Source organism: Halobacillus sp. A1-3 (genome assembly GCF_050971765.1).
Classification (GTDB): domain Bacteria; phylum Bacillota; class Bacilli; order Bacillales; family Halobacillaceae; genus Halobacillus; species Halobacillus mangrovi_B.
In genome coordinates this window covers 93,705-115,119 of record NZ_JBPCEO010000008.1, presented here as the reverse complement: position 1 = coordinate 115,119, position 21,415 = coordinate 93,705, and the positions used below count along the sequence as shown (strand labels likewise).

The 21,415-nt window shown below is 43.4% G+C and carries 14 protein-coding genes; 1 reads left to right on the top strand and 13 read right to left on the bottom strand.

Features of this window, described 5'->3' with window-relative positions:
- Positions 1-146: 146 nt before the first annotated feature.
- The 7 genes from ACRYKC_RS14775 to ACRYKC_RS14745 all read right to left on the bottom strand — a co-directional run bounded on the left by ACRYKC_RS14775 (position 147) and on the right by ACRYKC_RS14745 (position 12,498).
- Entirely contained in the window at positions 147-5,819 is a 5,673-nt protein-coding gene (locus tag ACRYKC_RS14775) for a GH32 C-terminal domain-containing protein (protein WP_433807662.1), read from the bottom strand.
- 100 nt (positions 5,820-5,919) lie between these two features.
- Positions 5,920-6,522 (bottom strand): YesL family protein, encoded by a 603-nt coding sequence (locus tag ACRYKC_RS14770; protein ID WP_433807660.1) that lies wholly within the window; start codon positions 6,520-6,522, stop codon positions 5,920-5,922.
- Between the two features lie 21 nt (positions 6,523-6,543).
- A complete protein-coding gene (locus ACRYKC_RS14765; protein WP_433807658.1) occupies positions 6,544-8,019 on the bottom strand; it encodes a glycoside hydrolase family 32 protein in 1,476 nt (491 codons plus the stop codon).
- An 89-nt stretch (positions 8,020-8,108) separates the two neighbouring features.
- Complete coding sequence (locus ACRYKC_RS14760) at positions 8,109-8,963, bottom strand: carbohydrate ABC transporter permease (protein WP_433807656.1); 855 nt, start codon at positions 8,961-8,963, stop codon at positions 8,109-8,111.
- 5 nt (positions 8,964-8,968) lie between these two features.
- The gene (locus tag ACRYKC_RS14755; protein WP_433807654.1) at positions 8,969-9,952 is read right to left on the bottom strand and encodes a carbohydrate ABC transporter permease; all 984 of its coding nucleotides are present in this window, start codon (positions 9,950-9,952) and stop codon (positions 8,969-8,971) included.
- 92 nt (positions 9,953-10,044) lie between these two features.
- Entirely contained in the window at positions 10,045-11,397 is a 1,353-nt protein-coding gene (locus ACRYKC_RS14750; RefSeq protein WP_433807652.1) for an ABC transporter substrate-binding protein, read from the bottom strand.
- Positions 11,398-11,502: 105 nt separating this feature from the next.
- The gene (locus ACRYKC_RS14745) at positions 11,503-12,498 is read right to left on the bottom strand and encodes a LacI family DNA-binding transcriptional regulator (RefSeq protein ID WP_433807650.1); all 996 of its coding nucleotides are present in this window, start codon (positions 12,496-12,498) and stop codon (positions 11,503-11,505) included.
- Positions 12,499-12,728: 230 nt separating this feature from the next.
- On the opposite strand from ACRYKC_RS14745, the gene ACRYKC_RS14740 reads away from it, so the two are divergent.
- Positions 12,729-13,718, top strand: a complete 990-nt coding sequence (locus ACRYKC_RS14740) for an LLM class flavin-dependent oxidoreductase (RefSeq protein ID WP_433807648.1) — start codon at positions 12,729-12,731, stop codon at positions 13,716-13,718.
- Between the two features lie 46 nt (positions 13,719-13,764).
- On the opposite strand, the gene ACRYKC_RS14735 is transcribed toward ACRYKC_RS14740, so the two are convergent.
- From ACRYKC_RS14735 to ACRYKC_RS14710, 6 genes are all read right to left on the bottom strand, one after another.
- The gene (locus tag ACRYKC_RS14735; RefSeq protein WP_433807646.1) at positions 13,765-14,487 is read right to left on the bottom strand and encodes an exonuclease domain-containing protein; all 723 of its coding nucleotides are present in this window, start codon (positions 14,485-14,487) and stop codon (positions 13,765-13,767) included.
- Positions 14,484-15,452, bottom strand: coding sequence for a DUF294 nucleotidyltransferase-like domain-containing protein (locus ACRYKC_RS14730; protein WP_433807644.1), 969 nt, complete (start codon positions 15,450-15,452; stop codon positions 14,484-14,486). Before ACRYKC_RS14730 ends, ACRYKC_RS14735 begins: the two co-directional genes overlap by 4 nt.
- A 25-nt stretch (positions 15,453-15,477) precedes the next feature.
- Entirely contained in the window at positions 15,478-16,740 is a 1,263-nt protein-coding gene (locus ACRYKC_RS14725) for an ammonium transporter (RefSeq protein ID WP_433807642.1), read from the bottom strand.
- 189 nt (positions 16,741-16,929) lie between these two features.
- Positions 16,930-18,255 carry an aspartate aminotransferase family protein gene (locus ACRYKC_RS14720; RefSeq protein WP_433807640.1) on the bottom strand — a complete coding sequence of 442 codons (1,326 nt, stop codon included), beginning with the start codon at positions 18,253-18,255 and terminating at the stop codon, positions 16,930-16,932.
- A gap of 12 nt (positions 18,256-18,267) precedes the next feature.
- Positions 18,268-19,665: a YjiH family protein gene (locus ACRYKC_RS14715; protein ID WP_433807638.1), complete on the bottom strand. Its 1,398-nt coding sequence runs from the start codon at positions 19,663-19,665 to the stop codon at positions 18,268-18,270.
- Between the two features lie 277 nt (positions 19,666-19,942).
- Entirely contained in the window at positions 19,943-21,304 is a 1,362-nt protein-coding gene (locus ACRYKC_RS14710) for a sigma-54 interaction domain-containing protein (protein WP_433807636.1), read from the bottom strand.
- Positions 21,305-21,415: the final 111 nt, after the last annotated feature.

The following is a 21,415-nucleotide window of genomic DNA, read 5'->3' as shown; positions in this document are numbered from 1 at the left end:
GAGGAGGTGACTAACCTCCTTTCCTTTCACACCACCGTACTTACGAAGTGGTTGTATGTGCGGCGGTTCAAAGAAGCGCTTGAAGAAGATAGGGCTGTTTGCTCAAAAAGAGGTTCTGTTCCAGATTTGGAACAGAACCTCTTCGTCTATTTCAAGTATTTTTCGGTGACGCCGCGAACTTCTTTTCCTGTGGCATGTTTGTTTACTCTCTTCATCACATACCCCTGGACTTTTCCGGCATCGGAAAGTTGATCGGCTCCTGTTTCATCAATCACATGCTTTACAAAGAAATGGAGCTGGATCGAACTGAGCGTATATTCTTTATTCTTCAAGTTTAGTTTCTTCTCAAGAAATTCTATCATTTCCTTCTTGATTGAAGTTAATGCCTCTTCTTTCTCCTCTATTTTCTCTTCTGCATCCTTATAAAGTTCAATTTTCTCATCAAGATCTTTTCCAGTCTGCAAATTCATGGCCTTCAGCTGCCCGAGAAGTTTCTCTTCTTCACTCAAAGCCACAGGGACGTTGATGTCATCCACATTAATATGGCCCCAGCCTCCTTCTGCCTTGTCAGTAATTCGAATCAAGAGGTTCTCTTCTACATACTCAGAAGCATCCCATTCGACTCGACGGTACGTTTCCTGGTTTCTTCCTGTCGCTTGCTTTAGTACTTTTCCATCCGACACACGAATAAGGGAGACAGATAGCTGATCGATGTTGTTGCCACCACCAATCAGAAAGTCAATCTTTCCATTACCGCCAAGCTCAAAGGCGTGTGATTCTAAAATACCTGTGGCTGCGTCTCCACCGCTTGACTCAAGGAATCCCCAGAGGTGATAACGCTCAGGATCTATCTGGTCTTCTGCCTGGTCAAACGGACCACCCCAACCCCAATCCTGCTTTGCTGTAACATGCGCATTAGAGAAGGCGTTCCCTTCTACGATGTTCCAGCCAGTTAAGTCACCGGATTGAAAATCATGATTTTTAAGCTCACCATGAGGCTGGACCGTTTCTGTTTCTTTTTCATAAACAGGAGCGGTCTCCCCAAAGGCACCGTTCATTTTCCAGACATCCATTGAAACAATCTCTGGATCGCCTCCCTCACTCCAAAGCTCTATTCCAAGAGCTTCATAACTTGTAGGATACACGCGCGAAGTGATGCTCTTCTGCCCATTTGCATACGCTTCAACCATGGAACGATCCAAATAGAGATGAAGTTGCCAACGGTCGCCGTTCAATTTCAATTCTCCACCTTGCACCCCTTTACTCACATCCGGGTCCAAGCTGGACTGATTTCGGTCGATCGCAAACGTTTCTTCCGTGGCATCGTAATACACCAGCGTTTCTTCTTCTCCATTTTCACTCTGACGTACTTTAATGCCCACTTTATCCGCTTGTTTCGGGTCAATGTCTAAGATAATTTCAAGCATGTCGCCTTCCACATCCTGAATTATCTCATTCGCTTCTTTCAACGCTTTATTTTCAAAGGATACCAATGAATCGCCTCTTAAAGATTCCAGTTCCTCAATGGGTTGCAATCCGAGATCATTATTGTTTCTCAAGGAAAGTTTCACAGGCAGTCCGGCATTATGCGCCCAGCCTGCGTCATAGTGTTCTTGCTCACTTCGTTTGTCTTGAGCAATGCTGAATAAAATCGGCGTGCCGTCATCATCCACCATGCCGCTAGGACCTGTGAAATGCTCGCCATAGTCAAACATTTTCGGTTCTTCATGATCAGGTACAAACTCCATGTTTTCCATATCCCACGTACCTACCCAGTAGAAGGTGTATTTGACGTTATGCGGACTATATCCATCGAACCAAGGATTAATAAAGAACGCATATTTTTCGGTTCCCGATTCATCTTTACCAAGTGGTAGAAATACTGGGAGTTCCCATACATCACCCGTCTTCGGATAAGCTTCTGAATCTCCAGTAAAGAATGGTTTCTCGTAAGTCCAGTTTGTCAGATCCTTCGAGGAATATAACAGCGCCGTTCCGCCAACTTGATCAATCCCTGATCCCATCAACTGATACCAGGTATCTCCGTCTTTCCAAACAAATGGATCGCGGAACTGTCCGTACATCACTTCACCCGCTTCCGCCGGAAGGTTTTCTTCCTGTACAGTTACAGGCTCATCAAGCATGCGCCATTCCTTCAATTCAGGGTCACCCGGGTCTTCACTGACAGCAAGTCCCGTCATTTGATTCGGAAATTTACTGTCGTCCCCTGCCGTGAAGAAAAGTACCGGTTCTCCATTTTCATCAAGCGTTGCACTGCCGGACCATACCCCGTCTGGGGCCACCGAGCCCGCTTCCGGTGCCAGAGCTGTAGGAAGCTCTTCCCAATGAACAAGATCCTCACTCACCGCATGTCCCCAGTGGATATGATGCCAATACGGTCCCTGCGGATTTTTTTGATAGAAAATATGATATTTTCCATTATAATAAATCGGTGCGTGTGGTTCGTTCATCCAATGCTCCGGAGGCATGAAATGATATTGCGGTCTATGCTGATCACCATCGTAACGCGTACGGTCCCAGTCCAGTGCTGGTTCAGGGAGAGCATTATCGGCAAAATTATTTACCATAGACTGATAATCTTGCTGAATTTGTTCTGCTGACCTCGCTTCATTTGATATTTTCACTTCATCCATCAACCCATTGAACATGTTAGCATCAAACACCCCATTAATAAGAGCCGCCTGGTTGTGTTTGCCAATCAATAGATCTTCGCTGGACGGTGTTATACTTCCATTGGTTGTTTCTGTCTGGTCTACCAGTTCTCCATTTAAGTAAAGTCTCATCGATTGGTCATTCCGATTGTAAGTAGCCGCTACATGAGACCACTTATCCTTTTTCAACTCTTGGTCAGGCATTGTGGAAACCTCTAGCCAATCTCCATTAATACCTGCCTGGAAAGAAAGTTTACCGTGGCGCCCCATTCCTAAAATAAACCCTTCGCCTTTTGATTTGTTATGCTGATTGACGATCGCTGATATTTGATTAAGGTCTCCCCACTCATACGCTCGTGGGGCTACCCATCCTTCTATGGTAAGGGCATCTTTTGGTTGCACAAATTGGTCATTCCCATGAGTCACCCATGTGGAATACCCATCAAATAATAAGGCGTTCCCTACCAATCCTGGCCGCCATAAAGGATCGGACGATTGTTTATACACCGCGTCATTAAACACGTATTGCACAGGATCAGATTGTCTACTAACTTTCTCTATCGTAACTTTTCCTTCTTGTTCATCAAACGACCAATGAGCAAGCGGACCGGTGTGCTTCACTTGGAAGTCATCGACATTGATATGTCCCCAGCCTTCCGTAGAGCTGTCAACGACTTTCAGATACACTTCTTCACCTAAATACTTTGAAGCATCCCAAACGACTTTCGAATATTCTTCTGAGTCATTCCATTTGGTATTGGTTGCTTTCATCAATTCTTGCCCATCAGAAGCCCTCACCAGGGCTACATACAAGTTATCAGGGTCATTCCCTCCACCAATCAAATAAGAAATCGTTCCTGTTCCAGATAAGATAAAGGAAGATGAACGCAGAACGCCGGTTTGCTCGTCACCACCGTCTTTAACGCCCCACAGATGGTAGTCCCCCTGATGATTGAACGGTCCTCCCCAGCCCCAATCCGTATCATTGGTTACGTCAGCAGGGCTGAAAGCATCTCCCTCAACGACAGTCCATCCTGTTAAATCACCCGTTTCAAAGTCACCGTTCTCGAGCTCATCTCTTATGGGCTCTCCTTCTGTAAACACTTGAAAATCATCGACGTTAATATGGCCAAATCCATCATTATGGTAATCAACTACTTTCAAGTAAAGCGTTTCCCCTAGATAAGCACTGGCATCCCAGGAAACACGGCGGTACTTCTCGTCGTTCGCTCCTGTAGCCTTGAAAAGTTCCTTCCCGTCTGACGCTCGGACAAGGCTTACATATAAGCGTTCCTTATCCTGCCCACCTCCAATAAGAAATTCCACTTGCCCTTTCCCGCTTAATTGAAAAGGATCAGATTGAAGCGTCCCTGTTCGAAAATCCGAATCACTAACATCTTCTGAAAAACCCCAAAGGTGGTAGTTTCCTACCTGTTCAAAAGGTTTTCCGTCCCAATACGTTTCCGTTTGAGAAACCCCGTGTGTAAAGGCACTTCCGCTCGCCGTCCATCCTGTTAAATCTCCCGTTTCAAAATCTCCATTTTCCAAGGTGTTCGGAACGTCGTCAGGAACACTCATTTTCCAAGGTTCAACGTTCGCCGTGTTCAAATCCGTGACGTTCAATTGGCTGAGATACGCCTCTCCTCCAGTACTGAACATTTCCAGCGTAGAAGTGGACACATCTCTGAATATCTGATCGGTCAGAACCGTCGTCCCTTCATTCCCAAACACTTCCACAGAAGACCGATCCAAAAGTATTCTCATTTGAACTTTCCCGTCCTCTACCTTTAATGGAGCTTCATGAACGGCTGCAAAATCGGCTGAGAAGTCACTTTCTCCCGATGCAGTACGGTCAACCACCAACTTCTTCTCTTTTATGTCATAAACAATCGTCGTCGCTTGATCGTTTTCATTCGTCAACGTAAATCCAAATGAATCAGCCGTCGTCTGATCGATATCAAAAGAAGCGGTTATTTCAAGCAAGTCATTGACACGATCGCCGAGCTTCTGACTTCCTTCTTTCACTATTTCATTTTTTCGCTCTACAGTTTCCCCCCTTAGCTGTGCGAATTCAGCTACGGGCTGCTGTTGCAGCTGATATGTTCCATCTTCTGCTGTACGAAGAGTCAATTCCCGCGGAATGGACATAGCTCCACGGAAGTTTTCTGTAGGAATGTCCTGCCCATACTGCCAATTATTCATCCAGCCAAGCAGAACTGTTCGTCCATCTTCTTTCGGCAGGTTGTTCCATGTTACTCCGGCATACATGTCTGCTCCATAATCTAAAGGATGTGGTTTCATTTCTGTAGTGAACGATTCCCCGTTAAAATCCCCCACCACGTACTCCATGCCAGAACCTCCGGCGGAAGAACCTTCACTCACGCTCGTCATAAGTGCCCATTTCTTTTCATTTCCATCTTCGTCTACCGGTAGTTCTACTAGATCCGGACACTCCCAAACCCCTTTAGCATTTGCCGGACGCTCAAAGGTGTCAAAATGCTGCCAATCTTTTAGATTATTAGATTGGTAAAATTCGATACTCTGTCCCGCTGACACAACCATTTTCCATTGAGCTGTTCCTTCATGCCAGAATACTTTTGGATCCCTAAAAATATCCGTATCCTCCGGCATTTCAATGACCGGATTTCCTTCATACTTCGTCCAAGTTCGTCCTTTATCATTACTGTAAGCAAGACTTTGAGTTTGGTGGCCTCCTTTTTCATGAGTGAAGACAGCGACCATAGGCGCTTGATCACCCGTTTGAAACCCAGTGGTATTCTGTTTATCTACAACTACGCTGCCTGACCAGATAAACCCCTTTTCATCCGGATACAATGCGATAGGGAGTTCATCCCAATTAATTAAGTCTTTGCTGACCGCATGCCCCCAATACATCGGTCCCCATTGATTCCCTGTTGGATTATGCTGATAGAATAAATGATATTCCCCATCATAATAGACCATTCCATTCGGGTCATTCATCCAATTTTCAGCTGGTGAATAATGAAATTGGGAACGATATTGATCAGGCGAAGCTCCTTGACTCTCTTGTGCCCCCTCCTCAGCCATCGTATAGGTTGGAAACAAAGCCATTATTAACATGGCAATCGTCAAAACGGTAGTGGATCGCCGGATAACACTTCTCAAGTGATTTTCCTCCTTTTAATTTGTAAGCGCTATCAAATTAGTGCGCTGTTCTTTTTAAAAATCAACGTAAAAAGAAAACCCGTCTGTGCTTTCTTTACAGTCAGACGGGCTCTTGAGCCTCTTGTTTAAAAGGAAACAAAAGGACAGTTAACATAAGAATGATGTTTACGGAATACAACGGCAGGATGCCAGGTATGAACCGAATACACAATAGAAGCAGGGCAAACCCGGCGATAAAAGAAAGGAGACGACCAGGGTGAAGCAATAGAAGATGAATGGCGTTTTTCAAAGCTTCTTTTGCCTTTCTTCCATGACTTAGAGGGATAAACGATAAGGTTGCTGTCATCAATACCCCTGCGCCCAAAAACACGGTACCGCTGAAAAAAAGGTAGAACCATACCCCTGTGAATTGAAGACTGGTATAGATGTTGAACCCTAAAAGAATCAGTAAAACAAACGTACTTAGGAACACGACATTCGCAGAAATAAAGGTTCGTTTATAGACCTGCCAATAAAACGCTATCGGAGCAGGACGCCGATCAGCTATCCACTCTTTCAATAAAGCTACACAGGCTGCAGAAGCAGGAAAGATACCAAAAAACCCGCCACCCATAAGTGTAAAAGCGATCCACAATACATTTAAAATCGCAAGCCGCATCAACCAGTCACATACAAGGTAAATGACGTTCCCTGTACCTTTCATCTTCACCCTCCTGTTCTTTCTTTAAGAGTTTTGTCTCCAGACAGATGTCATTTCAAAAACCGACGATTGTTTCACTTCTACCGTGCCTCGGACCGCTTCCACCTTTAACTTAGTTTCGTGATCTGCTGCCGGTAAGTATAAATTCGTCATACTTATTTCTCCATCACCAACAAATAATTCGACCGAGGAGTGGTCACATACTAGTTTGAGATGAAAGGACGAGCGATCGCCGCTCAAAGGTGCCTCACAAGTACAAACATATTCCTTCGAGAAATCAATCTCTGTCCGGTCTCTTTGAACGTATATAGCATTTCTTTCGCGATCAATGCCAACCCTCAGACCTGCTTCCTGCTTTCCAAATAACCGTCCTTCGAACGCGCCTCCCTTCTCAATTTCCATATCTAATTCCCATAAAAAAGGAGAAGCAGGCTGGATGAGCTCGATTGATTGCTTTTCTTTAAGGGAGAAAGGCTCATTTTCAATTCGATTTTCTATCAACTTCGTAAGCTCTGTAATAGGCTTTTGCATAAGTCGTTCCTGACCATCAACCATAGATAAACTCAATTCCCTCGGTATCGTCATGGCACTTCTCCACGGATCTGTTGGCACGTCATTGGCATATTGCCAATTGCTCATCCAGGCAAGGACCACCCTTCTCCCTGGGACATCGGAAAATGACTGCGATGCATAAAAGTCTTTGCCGTAGTCAAGCCAGCGCACAGATTCTTTCGGCTGATGAGGAACAAAGTGCTTTCCATCAAAGGACCCGATAAAATACTGGGTTCCTGATCCGCCTGAAGGAGCGCCGGCATCAATCCCGATCGGCAGCACCCATTTCTTTTCCCCGGTCACTTCATTGGTTATAGGGAAAAGATCTGGACATTCCCATACCCCTTCTTGTTCCCCCCAACCTTCTCCAAATTCACTAACATAGGTCCACTGTTTCACGTCAGGAGAGGTATAGAATTGAACTTTTCTCCCTGCAGCAAGCACCATCACCCACTTTTGTGTCATCTCGTGCCAGAAAACCTTGGGATCACGAAAGTCCTTGAAGCCAGGGTTTTGAATGACCGGATTTTCGTCATATTTCACCCAGGTTCTCCCCCGGTCTTTACTATAGGCGATGCTCTGCCTCTGCAAGTCTCCATCTGCGTGGGTAAATACAGCAACAAGTCCCGGTTTTCCATCGAAAAAACCACTTGTGTCCTTGTGGTCCACCACAGCACTCCCCGAAAAAATCATACCAAGATCATCCGGATAGAGCGCTACGGGTAGATGTTCCCACGCTATTAGATCCTTACTAACAGCGTGTCCCCAGTGCATGGGGCCCCACTGTTTACTATCTGGATGATATTGATAGAAGAGATGATACTCTCCTTCAAAGTAAACAAGTCCATTAGGATCATTCATCCACATTTGTTCTGGGGTAAAATGAATGTGGGGTCGATACCTTTCCTGATAATACCCATTCGTCATCAACGGTTGGTTTTGAATCATATGTCATGGCACTCCTTCCAACAATAATTAATCCTTCATGTCAGGCGAAGTTTATCCACTTTCCGCCTGGCATTTTTCGCAAAACTCATTTAGTTTTTTGAACCTGTGTGTGTTAATCCTTGTACGTAGTACCTTTGAAGGAAAGCAAAAATCAATAGCATGGGCACAGTGGCAATCGTTAATGCAGCCATCACTTGCCCCCACTTAATTGGTGGTTCGTTCATGAAGTATTGAAGGCCAATTTGGATTGTACGCATACTCTCATCCGAAGCTACAACAAGCGGCCATAGGAAGTCATTCCAGTGGTTGATAAATAAGACAATCGCCACAGTAGCAAACACCGGTTTAGAGAGTGGAACAATAATGCGGAAGAAGATACCGATTTGAGAACAACCATCGATTTTAGCCGCTTCCTCCAATTCTTTAGGAAAGTCGAGGAAAAACTGACGGAATAAAAAGATAGCAAAAGCATTCGCGATAAACGGTACAATCAAACCTGTGTACGTATTTACCCACCCAAGGTCATACACCAAAACGTAGAGGGGCAGGAAGATACTTTCTGGTGGAATGATCAGAGTCGCGATAATGACCCCAAGCCAGAAACCAGCCAGTGGAAAACGGAACCGTGCCAATGCATAACCAGCCATTGAATTGACAATAAGCCCAAAGATAATAATGCCGGTTGTATAAATCAAGCTATTCAAAATGTACTTCATAAGGTCTACACGTTGAAAAGCTGCGATATAATTGTGCAGGTATCCACCTTCTACTTCATTAGGAGCTGGAGGCAAAAAGGCTTTTAGTGATTTCATATCTCTGAAAATTTGAAACTCATCTTTCAGCGATGAAACAAACATCCATACTAAAGGAAAGAGAAAGATGAATGTGAGTAAAATCAAAGAAACATATAAGACGACTCTCTGAATCCCTTTCTTTCTTTTCATAGCTTTTACCCCCTCTCCTCACGAATGAGGACACGCTGAATAATTGTGATAGTAAGTACAATCATTGTAAATACGACTGCCATTGCTGATGCATAACCCACATCTCTATAGTTAAATCCAGTTTCATAGATGTGATAGACCAGAGACTTGGTAGATCCAAGCGGTCCACCCTGTGTCATGATCATCGGCTGAACAAGTAATTTAAAGGCAGCAATACTAATCGTAATAAAAATGAACAAGGCAATGTTTTTCAAACCTGGCAAAGTCACATGTAAAAATTTCTGCCAACTAGTTGCTCCATCAATATCTGCAGCTTCATATAAATGGTTCGGAATGTTTTGAAGCCCCGCCAGGAAGATCATCATCTGAAAACCGGCCCCTTGCCAGACAGACATTACAATGATTGAATTCATCGCCTGATCAGGGCTTGTTAGAAATGGTTGTGGTGAAATTCCTATGACTCCGAGAAGCTGATTGATCAACCCTTCATTGGGATTGTACATAAACGTCCAGAGAATTGAGACCACGACCAGAGACATCACTACAGGTGAGAAAAATGCAGTTCGGAAAAATACGCGGAACTTTAATTTCTTATTAATAAGCAACGCAAGTCCTAACGCGACCGCCAGCTGAACAGGAACGACGATGACAGAAAAGTAAACGGTATTCCAAAAAGCTTGTCGGAATTGAGCATCCTGCCATATATAAGAGAAATTCTCGAACCCTATAAAAGAAATATCATCAGGTTTTAAAATATAGAAATCTGTAAAACTATAATAGAAAGCAGCTCCCATCGGATACAAAAGAAATACTCCCAGAAGAATTAATGCAGGCGCTAGAAAGAAGTATCCTGTAATAGCCTCTTGGAAGGCCTGTGAATTCCTTCTTTTCTTCCTCTTTGGCGGCACCTTTTTGATAGACGGTTCAGATGGAGCTTTATAATGATCATGATCGGTCAGTTGTTTCGCAGAAGAACTATTCCCTTTCATATTTGTTCACCCTCTCTTTCAACCCCTTAGACGGACGGTCTTATAAATGACCTGGAGCCTGTAACACTCACAGGCCCCGATCATTCGTTGGACTACTCTTCAAAACGTTTCAATTCACGCTCGACACGTTGAACCTGCTGTTCCACCACACTCTCTACATCTTCCCCTAGTGCAGCGGCATGGAAAGATTGAGCAAACGCATCTGTCAATACCGGATAAGCAGGTGTAGCTGGGCGGGCATGGGCCGTTTGAATGACTTGTTCCTTCATAATGCTCCATGGAAGCTCATTGAATTTATCCATGTTTTCGAATGCAGATTTCTGTGCCGGCGGCATGCCTGTGGCTTTCGAGATTTTGATTGTTGCTTCTTCATTTGTCATCCACTTCATAAGCTCGACAGCTGCTTCAGGATTTTCTGTATTATTAGTTACAGCATAAGCCATGCTTCCAGATGGAGACACTTTTTCGTCTTTGTAAGGGTAAGGCATCATCCCCCAGTTTAAGCCTGCGTCTTCAGCAGAAACCGCAATCCATGGCCCTCCTAAAGCAAGGGCTGCATTTCCTTCCTCAAACTGCATTTCACCAGGGCTATCTGTAACAACACCTTCCGCAAATAGATCTTTCACATAGTTTAAAGCTTCAATGGTTTCAGGACTATTTAAATAGCCATCCACTTTTGTACCATCTTCTGAAATCAGCGCGCCTCCGTTAGACCAGACAAGAGGTGCACCCATAAACGTCAACCATTCACCAACGCCGTAGTTCATAAATAAGTTCAGTCCATAACGGTCTTCAGTCGTCAGCTTCTTAGAATTCTCCATCAATTCATCCCACGTCCATGCTTCTTCTATAGAATTAGCCGGCTCAATCCCTGCTTCATCCAACAAGTCTTTGTTGTAATACAGCATGACGGAAGCTTCCATTGCTCCTAAGGAATACAATTTATCGTTGTATGTGCCTTGTTGAATGATCGAATCTACATATTGGCTTTTTGTTTCTTCGTCAATATATTTATCGATCGGCTGAATCACTCCAGCTTCAGCAAAGCTTGAGACGTAAGGGCCGTCAACTGCCATCACATCCGGCAGGTTTCCAGCTACAAGAGCAGCATTAATACTGTCACTGTAAGCACTTGCTCCGTCATCAATGATGACTTCTGCGTTTACATGAATGTCGTCATGCTCTTTGTTGAATGCATCAATCAATTCAATGTACGCGTTTGTCTCGTCTTCCCCTGTTTGGTGAATCCAGAAATCAAGCGTTACATCTTCATCACCTGTAGCTTCAACACTTGTATCCACTGAACCAGTTTCCACTGTGTCACTTGTTTGATTCTCCCCTGAACTACCACTATCTGCTTCTGAATTAGCTGAACTGTCACTCGAACAAGCCGCAAGCATCAGCACCACTAGAACCCCTGCCAACAAATACAATAATTTCTTCATTCTCCGTACCTCCCATTTCATAATTGAACGCTCACGCATAACCTATCACTCCATAAAAACGTTTACGTAATCGTTTACTTTATGGTTAAAAAGAGAAGGTTCTCTTTAAAAGGAACCTCTCTGTACCAACTCTGAATCGAGAATGACTTCTGTATATTTCTCTTTTGATCCATTTATTCTCTTAAGCAGTTGCTCAACGGCTACTTTTCCAATCTCAAACGCTGGCTGTCTGACGACCGATAAGGGGGGAGAAGTAATCTTCATCCAATCATAATCGTCATATCCTATGATGCCAATTTCCTCAGGAATCTTAACCTGATGTTCCTGAAGGTAAGAAACAGCGCCCATTGTCATGACATTATTTGCAACAAACAAAGCAGACACTTCTGCTTCATGAAGTTCTTTCGCTAATTGATACCCTTGTTCAAATGTTGCTGGTCCTTCTTTAATAAACTCTTTTCTTACGGGAATCGCTTTTTCTTCCAGGGCTTGTTTATACCCTTTTAAGCGTTCATCACTAGTGGTAATCCCAAGGGTGCCTGTGATAAAGCCAATCCGTTCGTATCCTTTGTTAAGTAGAGCACTGACAGCTTCATATGCTCCTCGAAGGTTATCAACAAGAACCATATCCCCTTCAATACCGCTCGGATGACGGTCAATATAAACGACTGGATAGTCGCCTGTTAATTCCTTCTTATACGCTGAATCCTCCCCGTTTACAGGGGCTATGACCAATCCGTCAATCAATTGCGTATTAAAAACGCGAATTTGATTTTTTTCCGTTACTTCATCTTCATTGGAATTGCTAAGTATTAAGTTATAGCCATTCTCTTTCAACACCTTTTCAATTCCATTAGCAATGCTCATGAAGAAAAAATTGGATGTATCTTCTGCAACTAATGGAACCAAAAGTCCGATCGTATTCGATTTACGGCTTCTAAGGCTTCTGGCAATTCGGTTTGGCTGGTAATTCAAGTCCTTCATCGCCAGGTATACTTTTTGCTTGGTCTCTTCTGCTACAAATCTTGTCTCATTGATCACATGAGATACGGTAGCTGTAGAGACTTGGGCTTTTTTTGCAACATCTTTAATGGAAACCATGGTTAATCCTCATTTCTAAAACTCAGTTAATCGTTTACGTAATCGATTACCTTAAGTAGACTATACTCCTTGTAAACGCTTTCGTCAATGTGTTTTTTTAATATCTTGTATTTTTTCGTCTTATCAAACAGAAATATGATATTGGAATCTGTAAACAGATTATTTTGAGACACGAAATAACCCTGATACGATGAATGATATGATTTTAAAAGAAATGAGGATGAAAAAAAATGACACTCCAAGATACAAAGTTTTCCGTATTAGACCTTGCCCCCGTCATCGAAGGAGGAAGTCCGGCTGATTCTTTCCGCAACACCGTGGACTTAGCTAAGCACGTAGAAAAATGGGGTTTTACAAGGTATTGGATGGCCGAGCACCACAATATGCCGTTTATCGCAAGCTCAGCAACATCTATTGCTATCAGTCATGTAGCCCATAATACTTCATCTATTCGTGTCGGATCAGGCGGAGTGATGCTGCCTAACCATGCACCACTTATAATCGCGGAGCAATTCGGTACGCTTGAAACGCTCTTTCCTGGGCGAATCGACCTCGGCTTAGGACGTGCACCAGGGACAGATCAGCTTACTGCCCAGGCCCTTCGTCGTGATTTGAACAGTAGAGCTGAAAACTTCCCAGCACAAGTGGATGAATTACGAGGGTATTTTGAGGGAGAAAATCGAATTAGAGCTATTCCAGGTGAAGGCTTGAATATTCCTATTTGGCTACTAGGATCAAGCGGGTTCAGCGCCCAGCTTGCCGGTCAGCTTGGTCTTCCATTTTCGTTTGCAAGCCACTTCTCACCGAATAATACACTAGGCGCACTAGATTTATATCGTCGCACTTTCACCCCTTCTTCCATATTGGACGAACCGTACGATATGGTCGGTGTAAACGTGATTGCAGCTGATACAGATGAAGAAGCAGAACGCTTGGCTACATCTTTACAGCAACAGTTTCTAAACCTTGTACGTAATACAAATCACCTTCTCCAGCCTCCAGTCGATAACATGGATGAGATCTGGACTGCTGGTGAAAAGGCAGCCTTACAGCAACAGTTAGGGGCTTCGATTATCGGAGGTCCTGAAACTGTTAAAGAAAAACTCGAAAATTTCCAGGCTGAAACAGAAGCAGATGAAATGATGATCATTTCCCAAATTTATGATCATTCAGCCCGGCTCCGATCTTATGAGATCGTTGCAGAAATCATGAATCAATAACTGAAAAAGCCCTCTCCTGAAATGAAGGAGAGGGTTCTTATTTGTCTTACTTTAGGGTAGCCAAATAAGTATAAACGTCATTTAGATTTTGAAATCCTAACTGTTGAATATCCTTTATGCTTTCAACCCAAAGCCTTGCAGTGGCCATCGCATCATGGAAGGCGTGGTGTCGATGCTTAATACCGATTTCGTAGTGCGCACAGCAGTCATCAAGGCTAATCAGATCTTTCTCCTTATGAACGATTTTCGTTAAAAAGGATGTATCTACAATCCGGTGTTGGAAGTTCTTCCTCAAAGCAAGCCATGTGGCATGATTCATGAATTGCTTTTCATGGTTCGCATGGTGAGCGACTAGCGTATTCGTTTTTACATAGGAGTAAAAATCCTTCAGCACATCACGCAGAGCCGGAGATTCTAATAACATCTCCCCAGTAATGCCTGTGAGCTTTGTAATTTCTTCTGAAGGTGCTGACTCACTATACACAAGAGAGTAGAAGGTTTGATCGTGAAGTATCTTCGTCCCCTCTACTTTCACAGCACCAATCGAAAGAATTTCGTCTCCCTTGTAAGGGTAAAACCCTGTCGTTTCTAAATCGAATACTACTACTGCGAGTTCTTCAAATGGAACATCAAGCGTATCTTTATTTCTCAATTGTCGTTCCAGATTTCTTACATAGGCCACTTTTGAAGGGTCATTCTGATTTAAAGAAGAGAAGCCGCTGCCAAGCCTGTCAGACAAACCTTTTACGAATTGGACAAAAGGATTCATAAGGCATCCTCTTCGTGAAGCATTGATTTACATTTAGAGAAGAGCTTTTGTCCTCTTCTAATTAGAAACTTTAACTTCTGTTTGTCCTGTTTTGACAATAATTTAAGTGGAAGTAAGTGTACCTTATCATAACTTGTTGCAGACTTTCTAAACTTCAGACGAAAATCGAGCAGTTCTCTGAAATTCTTTTCGTAAGCTTCAAGAAAAGGATAATTATAAGTAAGGATTTCGAATCTATCCAAGGTTGGTGCTGCACAAACCCCTTTTTTCAAGGCCAAAACTCTAAGGCCGTTGACGTATGGAAAATAAGCGGTTTGCTTTAAATGAATTTCTCCATCCGACCCTTGCCCATGTTCAGGAAGGAGCTGCCCGAAAACCCCCACTCCTTTTTTAATGAATTCAAAGTTGTCAATCAAACGGGAATATAAATGGGGATAAGCTTCCAACATAGAGAAAGAAGCATTTTTAAGCTGCATCAGCAAATTTTCATCCCCTATTAACACCCTTGAATCAGTAAAGATCGAGAAGTTTCTTAGCGACTGCCAACTTTCCTCAAGCAACCATTCTTCTATCAGCTTCTCAAAAGAACCGAGCGAACGACACCACAACGCATTGGATGCCATGACGTTTCCTTCACACTTTTCATAGCCAACGACATCCATCCCATAACTGATTTCGGCTCCGAGTTTTAAGAAGTATTCCTGGAAATCTTCTGATCCATTGAAAATAATCCCCTGATCCTGATCGCTCCACACAGACTGTTCAAACCGACCGGCACTCCCCATGAGAAAAAATGCGAAAGGAGCAGGTGGTTTCCCCTGCTCACTTTCGATATGATCCATTGCAATTCTTACGGTTTGGTACATGACTTGGTCGTGGAACGCATTCAATTGATGGTGGTCATCAGCGACTGAATCAAGCGTTTCTTCTCTCCATTGCTTGATTTCTTCATACGTATTGAACACAACTATCCATTCCTTTTAGTTAAGTTTAAGCTCCAGACTTTGAATTAGGCGGTGTTAAGTTCTCAGGATATCCATAGCCACCGTGTTCACTCAAGTCCAGCCCCATAATCTCCTCTTCTTCTGTAACACGAAGGCCTCCCATGGCTTTATCCATGACCTTCAAAATAATGTACGATACCAAAAAGGCATAAAGGCCGCAGCTTACAACGCCAAGAATTTGAACCCCAAGTTGCTCAAATCCTCCTCCGTAAAATAAGCCCGGACGTCCAACAGTAGCAAGCTCCGGAGTAGCAAACAATCCATTGGAGAGAGTTCCCCATACTCCGACAGTTCCGTGTACAGATAACGCAAAGATCGGATCGTCAATTCTTCTTTTATCAAAGAATCTCATACTGAAAAATACGAAAGCTCCTCCAACAAGTCCAATGATGACAGCAGCCCATGGTTCCACAAAGGCACAGGAAGCGGTAATCGCAACAAGACCGGCTAAGGCTCCATTTAACGTAGTCGGAACATCCGCTTTTCCTGTAACCGCCCATACCATTAACATAGCTCCAACAGCTCCAGCCCCGGCGGCTAATTGAGTATTTAACGCTACATAACCAAAGAAAGCATCTGCGACACCAAAAGTACTTCCTGCGTTAAAACCGAACCAGCCCACCCAAAGAATCAATACACCTAATGCTGTAAACACTTGGTTGTGCCCCGCGATTTCATTGGAAGAACCATCTTTATTGTACTTACCAATACGCGGCTTCAAAATGATCGTCGCCGCAAGAGCTGCCATGGCTCCTGTTAAGTGTACAACGGTTGAACCTGCAAAATCCTGCTTGCCGTGTTCAGCTAACCAGCCGCCTCCCCAAATCCAGTGAGCGATGACCGGATAGATGACGATAGAAAATAAAATAGCAAATATAACATAGGCAATTAATTTCGCCCGTTCAGCAAACCCACCGAAAGCAATTGTCATCGCTATAGCTGCAAATGCCAGCTGGAACAGGAAGTCAACAGATCCGGCAAGTCCTTCTCCCATTGTTGTTGCATCGCCGTAAAAGAAATTAGATAAACCGATAATCGCATTTCCTTCTCCATAAATGAGTCCATAGCCGAGCGCCCAGAACACAAGGGATACAATTCCTACAGTGAAAACAGTCTTACCAGCAATATGGCCGGCATTTTTCATTCTCGTCGACCCTGCTTCAAGTAAAATAAATCCCCCCTGCATAAGCAAGACAAGAATCGTACACACGATAATCCACAAGTTATTCATTAAGAACGATGCATCCATTTCCAAATTATCTCCTTTATGTTAGATTTCTTAACAATGTATGTTAAATAATACTCTAACAAAATCTGAATATTAACACAATACTCATGTCAGGATTTTTTACATGAATATTAAATAAACAATTTCGCTCACTAAAAAAGCCCCTGAAGGCACTGTACCTTCAGGGGCGATGCTTCATTATTAATATATTTAAATCACTGACACGAAATGACTTTCTTTTTCATATTCCATCACAGCTTCTTCGAAAACTGCCAACCCTTGATCAATCTGCTCTTTCGTTACAATTAAAGGCGGGATCATACGGATGACTTCTTGATGTTTGCCACACAAATAGAACAATACACCTTTTTCTAAAGACAGATCTAAGATCTTCATCATCCCTTCTCCATCAGGAGCTCCCGTTTCAGGATCAATGATTTCAATCCCGATCATAAGACCGACGCCTCTGACATCGCCGATCACTTTATGCTTATCTCTAATTTCCTTTATGCGCTCTACCGCATAAGCACCAAGCTGCTTCGAGTTCTCAACTAATTTTTCCTCTTCAAGCACATCCAATGTAGCAAGGGCTGCCGAGCAAGCGATCGGATTGCCCCCGAAAGTGGTTCCATGTGTGCCCATCGGCCATTTGCTCATAAGCTCTTTAGAAGCAACCGTTGCGCTGAGAGGCATGCCTGATGCTATACCTTTTGCAATGGCCATAATATCCGGAGTAACTCCAAAGGTTTGAGCAGCAAACCATTCCCCCGTTCGTCCAAACCCTGTTTGGACTTCATCAAAAATCAGCAGGATGCCATGCTGGTCGCAAATCTCACGTATCTTTTGCAGCCATTCTTTCGGGGGAATAATATATCCACCTTCCCCAAGGACCGGCTCAACAATCACACAAGCTACTTCCTCAGGCGTCACCTGATGGTCGAAAAGCATTTCAAAATCTTTTTCCAGCTTATTCACACAATACTCAGCGACATCCTCACCTTCTGGACAACTTGAAGCATCCGCATAAGGAAGCTGATAGGTCAGACCATTCGGCTGCAGAAATTTCCGGTATTTACTTTTAGAAGTACTAACACCAAGAGCACCAAGCGACCTACCATGGAAGCAACCAGTAAAAGATATGGTATAAGGGCGTTTTGTCGCGTATTTAGCTAGCTTCAGCGCCCCTTCTATAGCTTCTGTTCCACTGTTGGCAAAAAAGAAGCAATCAAGATTCCCCGGCAAAAGGTTTTGAAGACGATCAGCGACTCTCAATATGGAATCATACATGATCACTCCTGACGGGCCATGCATGAGTTGGTCTGCCCCTTCCTTAATCGCTTGTACAACTTTAGGGTGGCGGTGACCTGTATTAGCTACAGCTATGCCTGAAGTGAAATCTAAATATTTCTTTCCATCGGTACCATAGTAGTAGCAACCTTCTTCTTTTTCTACAGGAAGGTTCGGATGGTCCTTGGCCATACTCGGCGCTAGCAAATCTGGCAATCGTTTATATAAATCTTCAAATGTTGGGTTCATAATCGTTACCTCCTAGAATATGAAATGAGCGATGATTACAATGATCGGAAGAGTAATTACGGTACGCTGCAAGAAAATAATTGCTAATTCTGCTACGGAAATAGGAATCTTCGATTTTACGAGCAGGATCCCAATCTCAGACATGTAGATCAACTGAGTCAATGAAACCGCAGCAATGACAAAGCGAGTCAATTCACTCTCAATTCCAGAACCGATAACAGCCGGCAGGAACATGTCCGCAAAGCCGACAAGCATAGCCGGTGCGGCCTGTGCCGCTTCAGGAATCTGCATCCATTGCAGGATCGGAACAATCGGCATCGATAAATAAGTGAAAAATGGTGTAAATTCAGCAATGATTAAGGCTACCGTTCCTAACGCCATGACCAATGGAATTAACGCAAAGTAGATATCGAGCACCGTTTGGACCCCCTGGGTAGCTACCCCTTTTACTCCCCTTACCTCAGAAGCTTTACTCAGAGCTTTTTCCAGACCCCACTTGAAATTGGAAGTTCCTTCAGGCGTATCCTCAGATATTTTTTGTCCGGTCCCTTCGTAATACGTGTCTGCTTTTTTAGACAACGGCGGGATACGCGGACAAACAAAGGCAGCCACTAAACCTGCGATGACTACTGTTAAATAGAACGGAACAAAGTACTGCTCTAGTCCGATAAAACTTATAACTACTAAACTGAAAGCAATTGAGTTGATCGAGAAGTTCGTTGCGATGATAGACGCTTCACGTTTCGTATAATATCCTTCTTCGTACTGCTTTGTTGTAATTAATACACCAACGGTTCCCGCTCCCATCCACGAAGCCAAAGCATCGATGGATGAACGCCCAGGAAGTTTGAATACAGGTCTCATTACCTTACGAAGCATCGTACCGATAAAATCCATAAGCCCGAATTCCATTAGTAACGGCATCAAAAACCCTGCAAAGAGGAACCACGCAGCAAGCACCGGGACCAATGAATATAACATCGTACCGCCAGTTACATCTGAGATAATAAATTCAGGACCTACAGCAAATAAAGTCATAAGTGCAAATACCGCACCAATTACACGCGTAATCGTCCAAAACGTATTTACATAGAATAGTTGTTTCATAAAAGTATTATTCATAATGAACTTTGGCTTTACCCCTTTTGCGATTACTGGCAAAATCGCAGATACTACCAAAATACCTGTCATAAGACCAGGCAGGACAGGTTCCAAATATGCTTGGATGGACTCCGCCATCACACCGACCCCTATTGTAATTTTACCTCCATAGGATATAGGAAAAAGAAACAATAAGACCCCTAGCAAGGACGGGATAAGAAACCAGGAAAAATTCCTTAGCGTTCTGTTATTACCTGAATCTTGATTCCACTGTTCTTCTTCAAACGTTTTCTTCTGCTTTACCTCCATCTTTCACACTCCTTAAAGTTTTTTGGAACAAAAGCGCATGCGCCTGACTTAGGTTCAACTAAGTCCGTCACGTCCTGTGCAACGTTGAACTGACCCTCGTCCTGAGGACCCCGACAAACATAAGACAAGCGATGGAGTGAATGTTTTTTATTCACGAAATCGATTGATCTATGACATCGAGGGACCAGGCGCTGAAGCTGGCCGTAATCTCACTAGCGCAAAAAGGCAAAAGCTTTCATCTCTTACCCTCATAACACGCAAGAACCGTGCCAAATTTTTATTTTATTCCGTATTTTTTAAGTTTTCTGACTATACTAGGTTGACTAACCCCTAATACTTCAGCCATCCTCGTTGTCGTTTTATATAAAAGCCTGGCCTTTTGAATTTGGTCTCTTTCCACCCGTTCAAGGGTTTTCGGTAATGATTCCTCAAAATTATTCATTTTTGAATAATCCTCGCTCTTTACTTTATAATTATCCGGCAATTCTTCACGAAGGATCATCGATCTATTGGAAGTCACGACAAGCCTCTCAATCAAATTGGTGAGTTCCCTTACATTCCCCCGCCATTCAAGCTCTGTCAATTCATGCAAGACCTCCCGGCTCAGCGTCCGCTTTCGTTTATATCTTTTAGTAAAAAGATCGAGCGCATATTGAATAAGCGGAACGATATCCTCTTTTCTTTCCCTTAACGGAGGAATCGTGATTGGTACAACATTTAGCCGAAAGTAAAGATCTTCACGAAATAAATTATTTTCAACCGATTCTTTCAATCGCTTATTCGTTGCGCTCACTAAGCGAAAATCAGCGCGGATTTCTTTTCGTCCGCCCACTCTATAAAAAGACTTCTCCTGAATGAGTTTCAGCACCTTAACTTGGTTAGAAAGAGAAAGTTCGCCTACCTCATCCAGAAACAGTGTCCCTTGGTCAGCCAGTTCAGCAAACCCTTTTTTACCTCCCTTAGCCGCTCCCGTAAAAGAACCGGATTCATAACCAAATAACTCTGCTTCAAACAAGGATTCAGGAATGGCACCGCAATTGACTTCTATGAACGGCCCACTCGCCCTCTCGCTTTTTTCATGAATCATTTTCGCTACTTCCGTTTTACCCACACCTGATTCCCCTAGAAGAAGTACACTTACATCCACACCTGCAACCTGGTTTGCAGTCGCCATGACCTTACGCATCGGTTCACTCTTTGCAATAAAGCTGCTTTCATTTTGCTGCTTTAAATGCTCAAGCTCTTTTCGTACCCTCTCCATCTCCTCTGTCATTTCTTCCATGCCCGCTTTAATTTCCATCAATTCGGTTACATCATGGGAATAACTCACTACACGAACCAATTCTTTATTCTTATCAAAGACCGGCAAAGCTGTAACGAGTAATTTCTTTTCGCCTCCAACCGTTTGAACAAACGTGACTCTCTCTCTCTTTTCTACAACCATCGGAGTCGCCAGAGGCGTAAAAAGGCCCTGTTTTTCAAGGTCGTACACAGACTTTCCAATTAAATCATCGGCATTTACGTCATAAACGTCACCTGTTCCCTTACTCACCTTCACAATTGTTCCGTCCGTCTTCGTTACAAGGATATCCTCCTGGAGAGAATGAAAGATTGTTTTATACTCATCCCACTCTGTCATCCAATCGCCCCTTATTATTCAAATTTGAATAACACACTCACGAACCTCAATAGCCATATGTAGTTTGAAAATTCCTAATTTATTCACTAATGAATATGCATTGCATATATA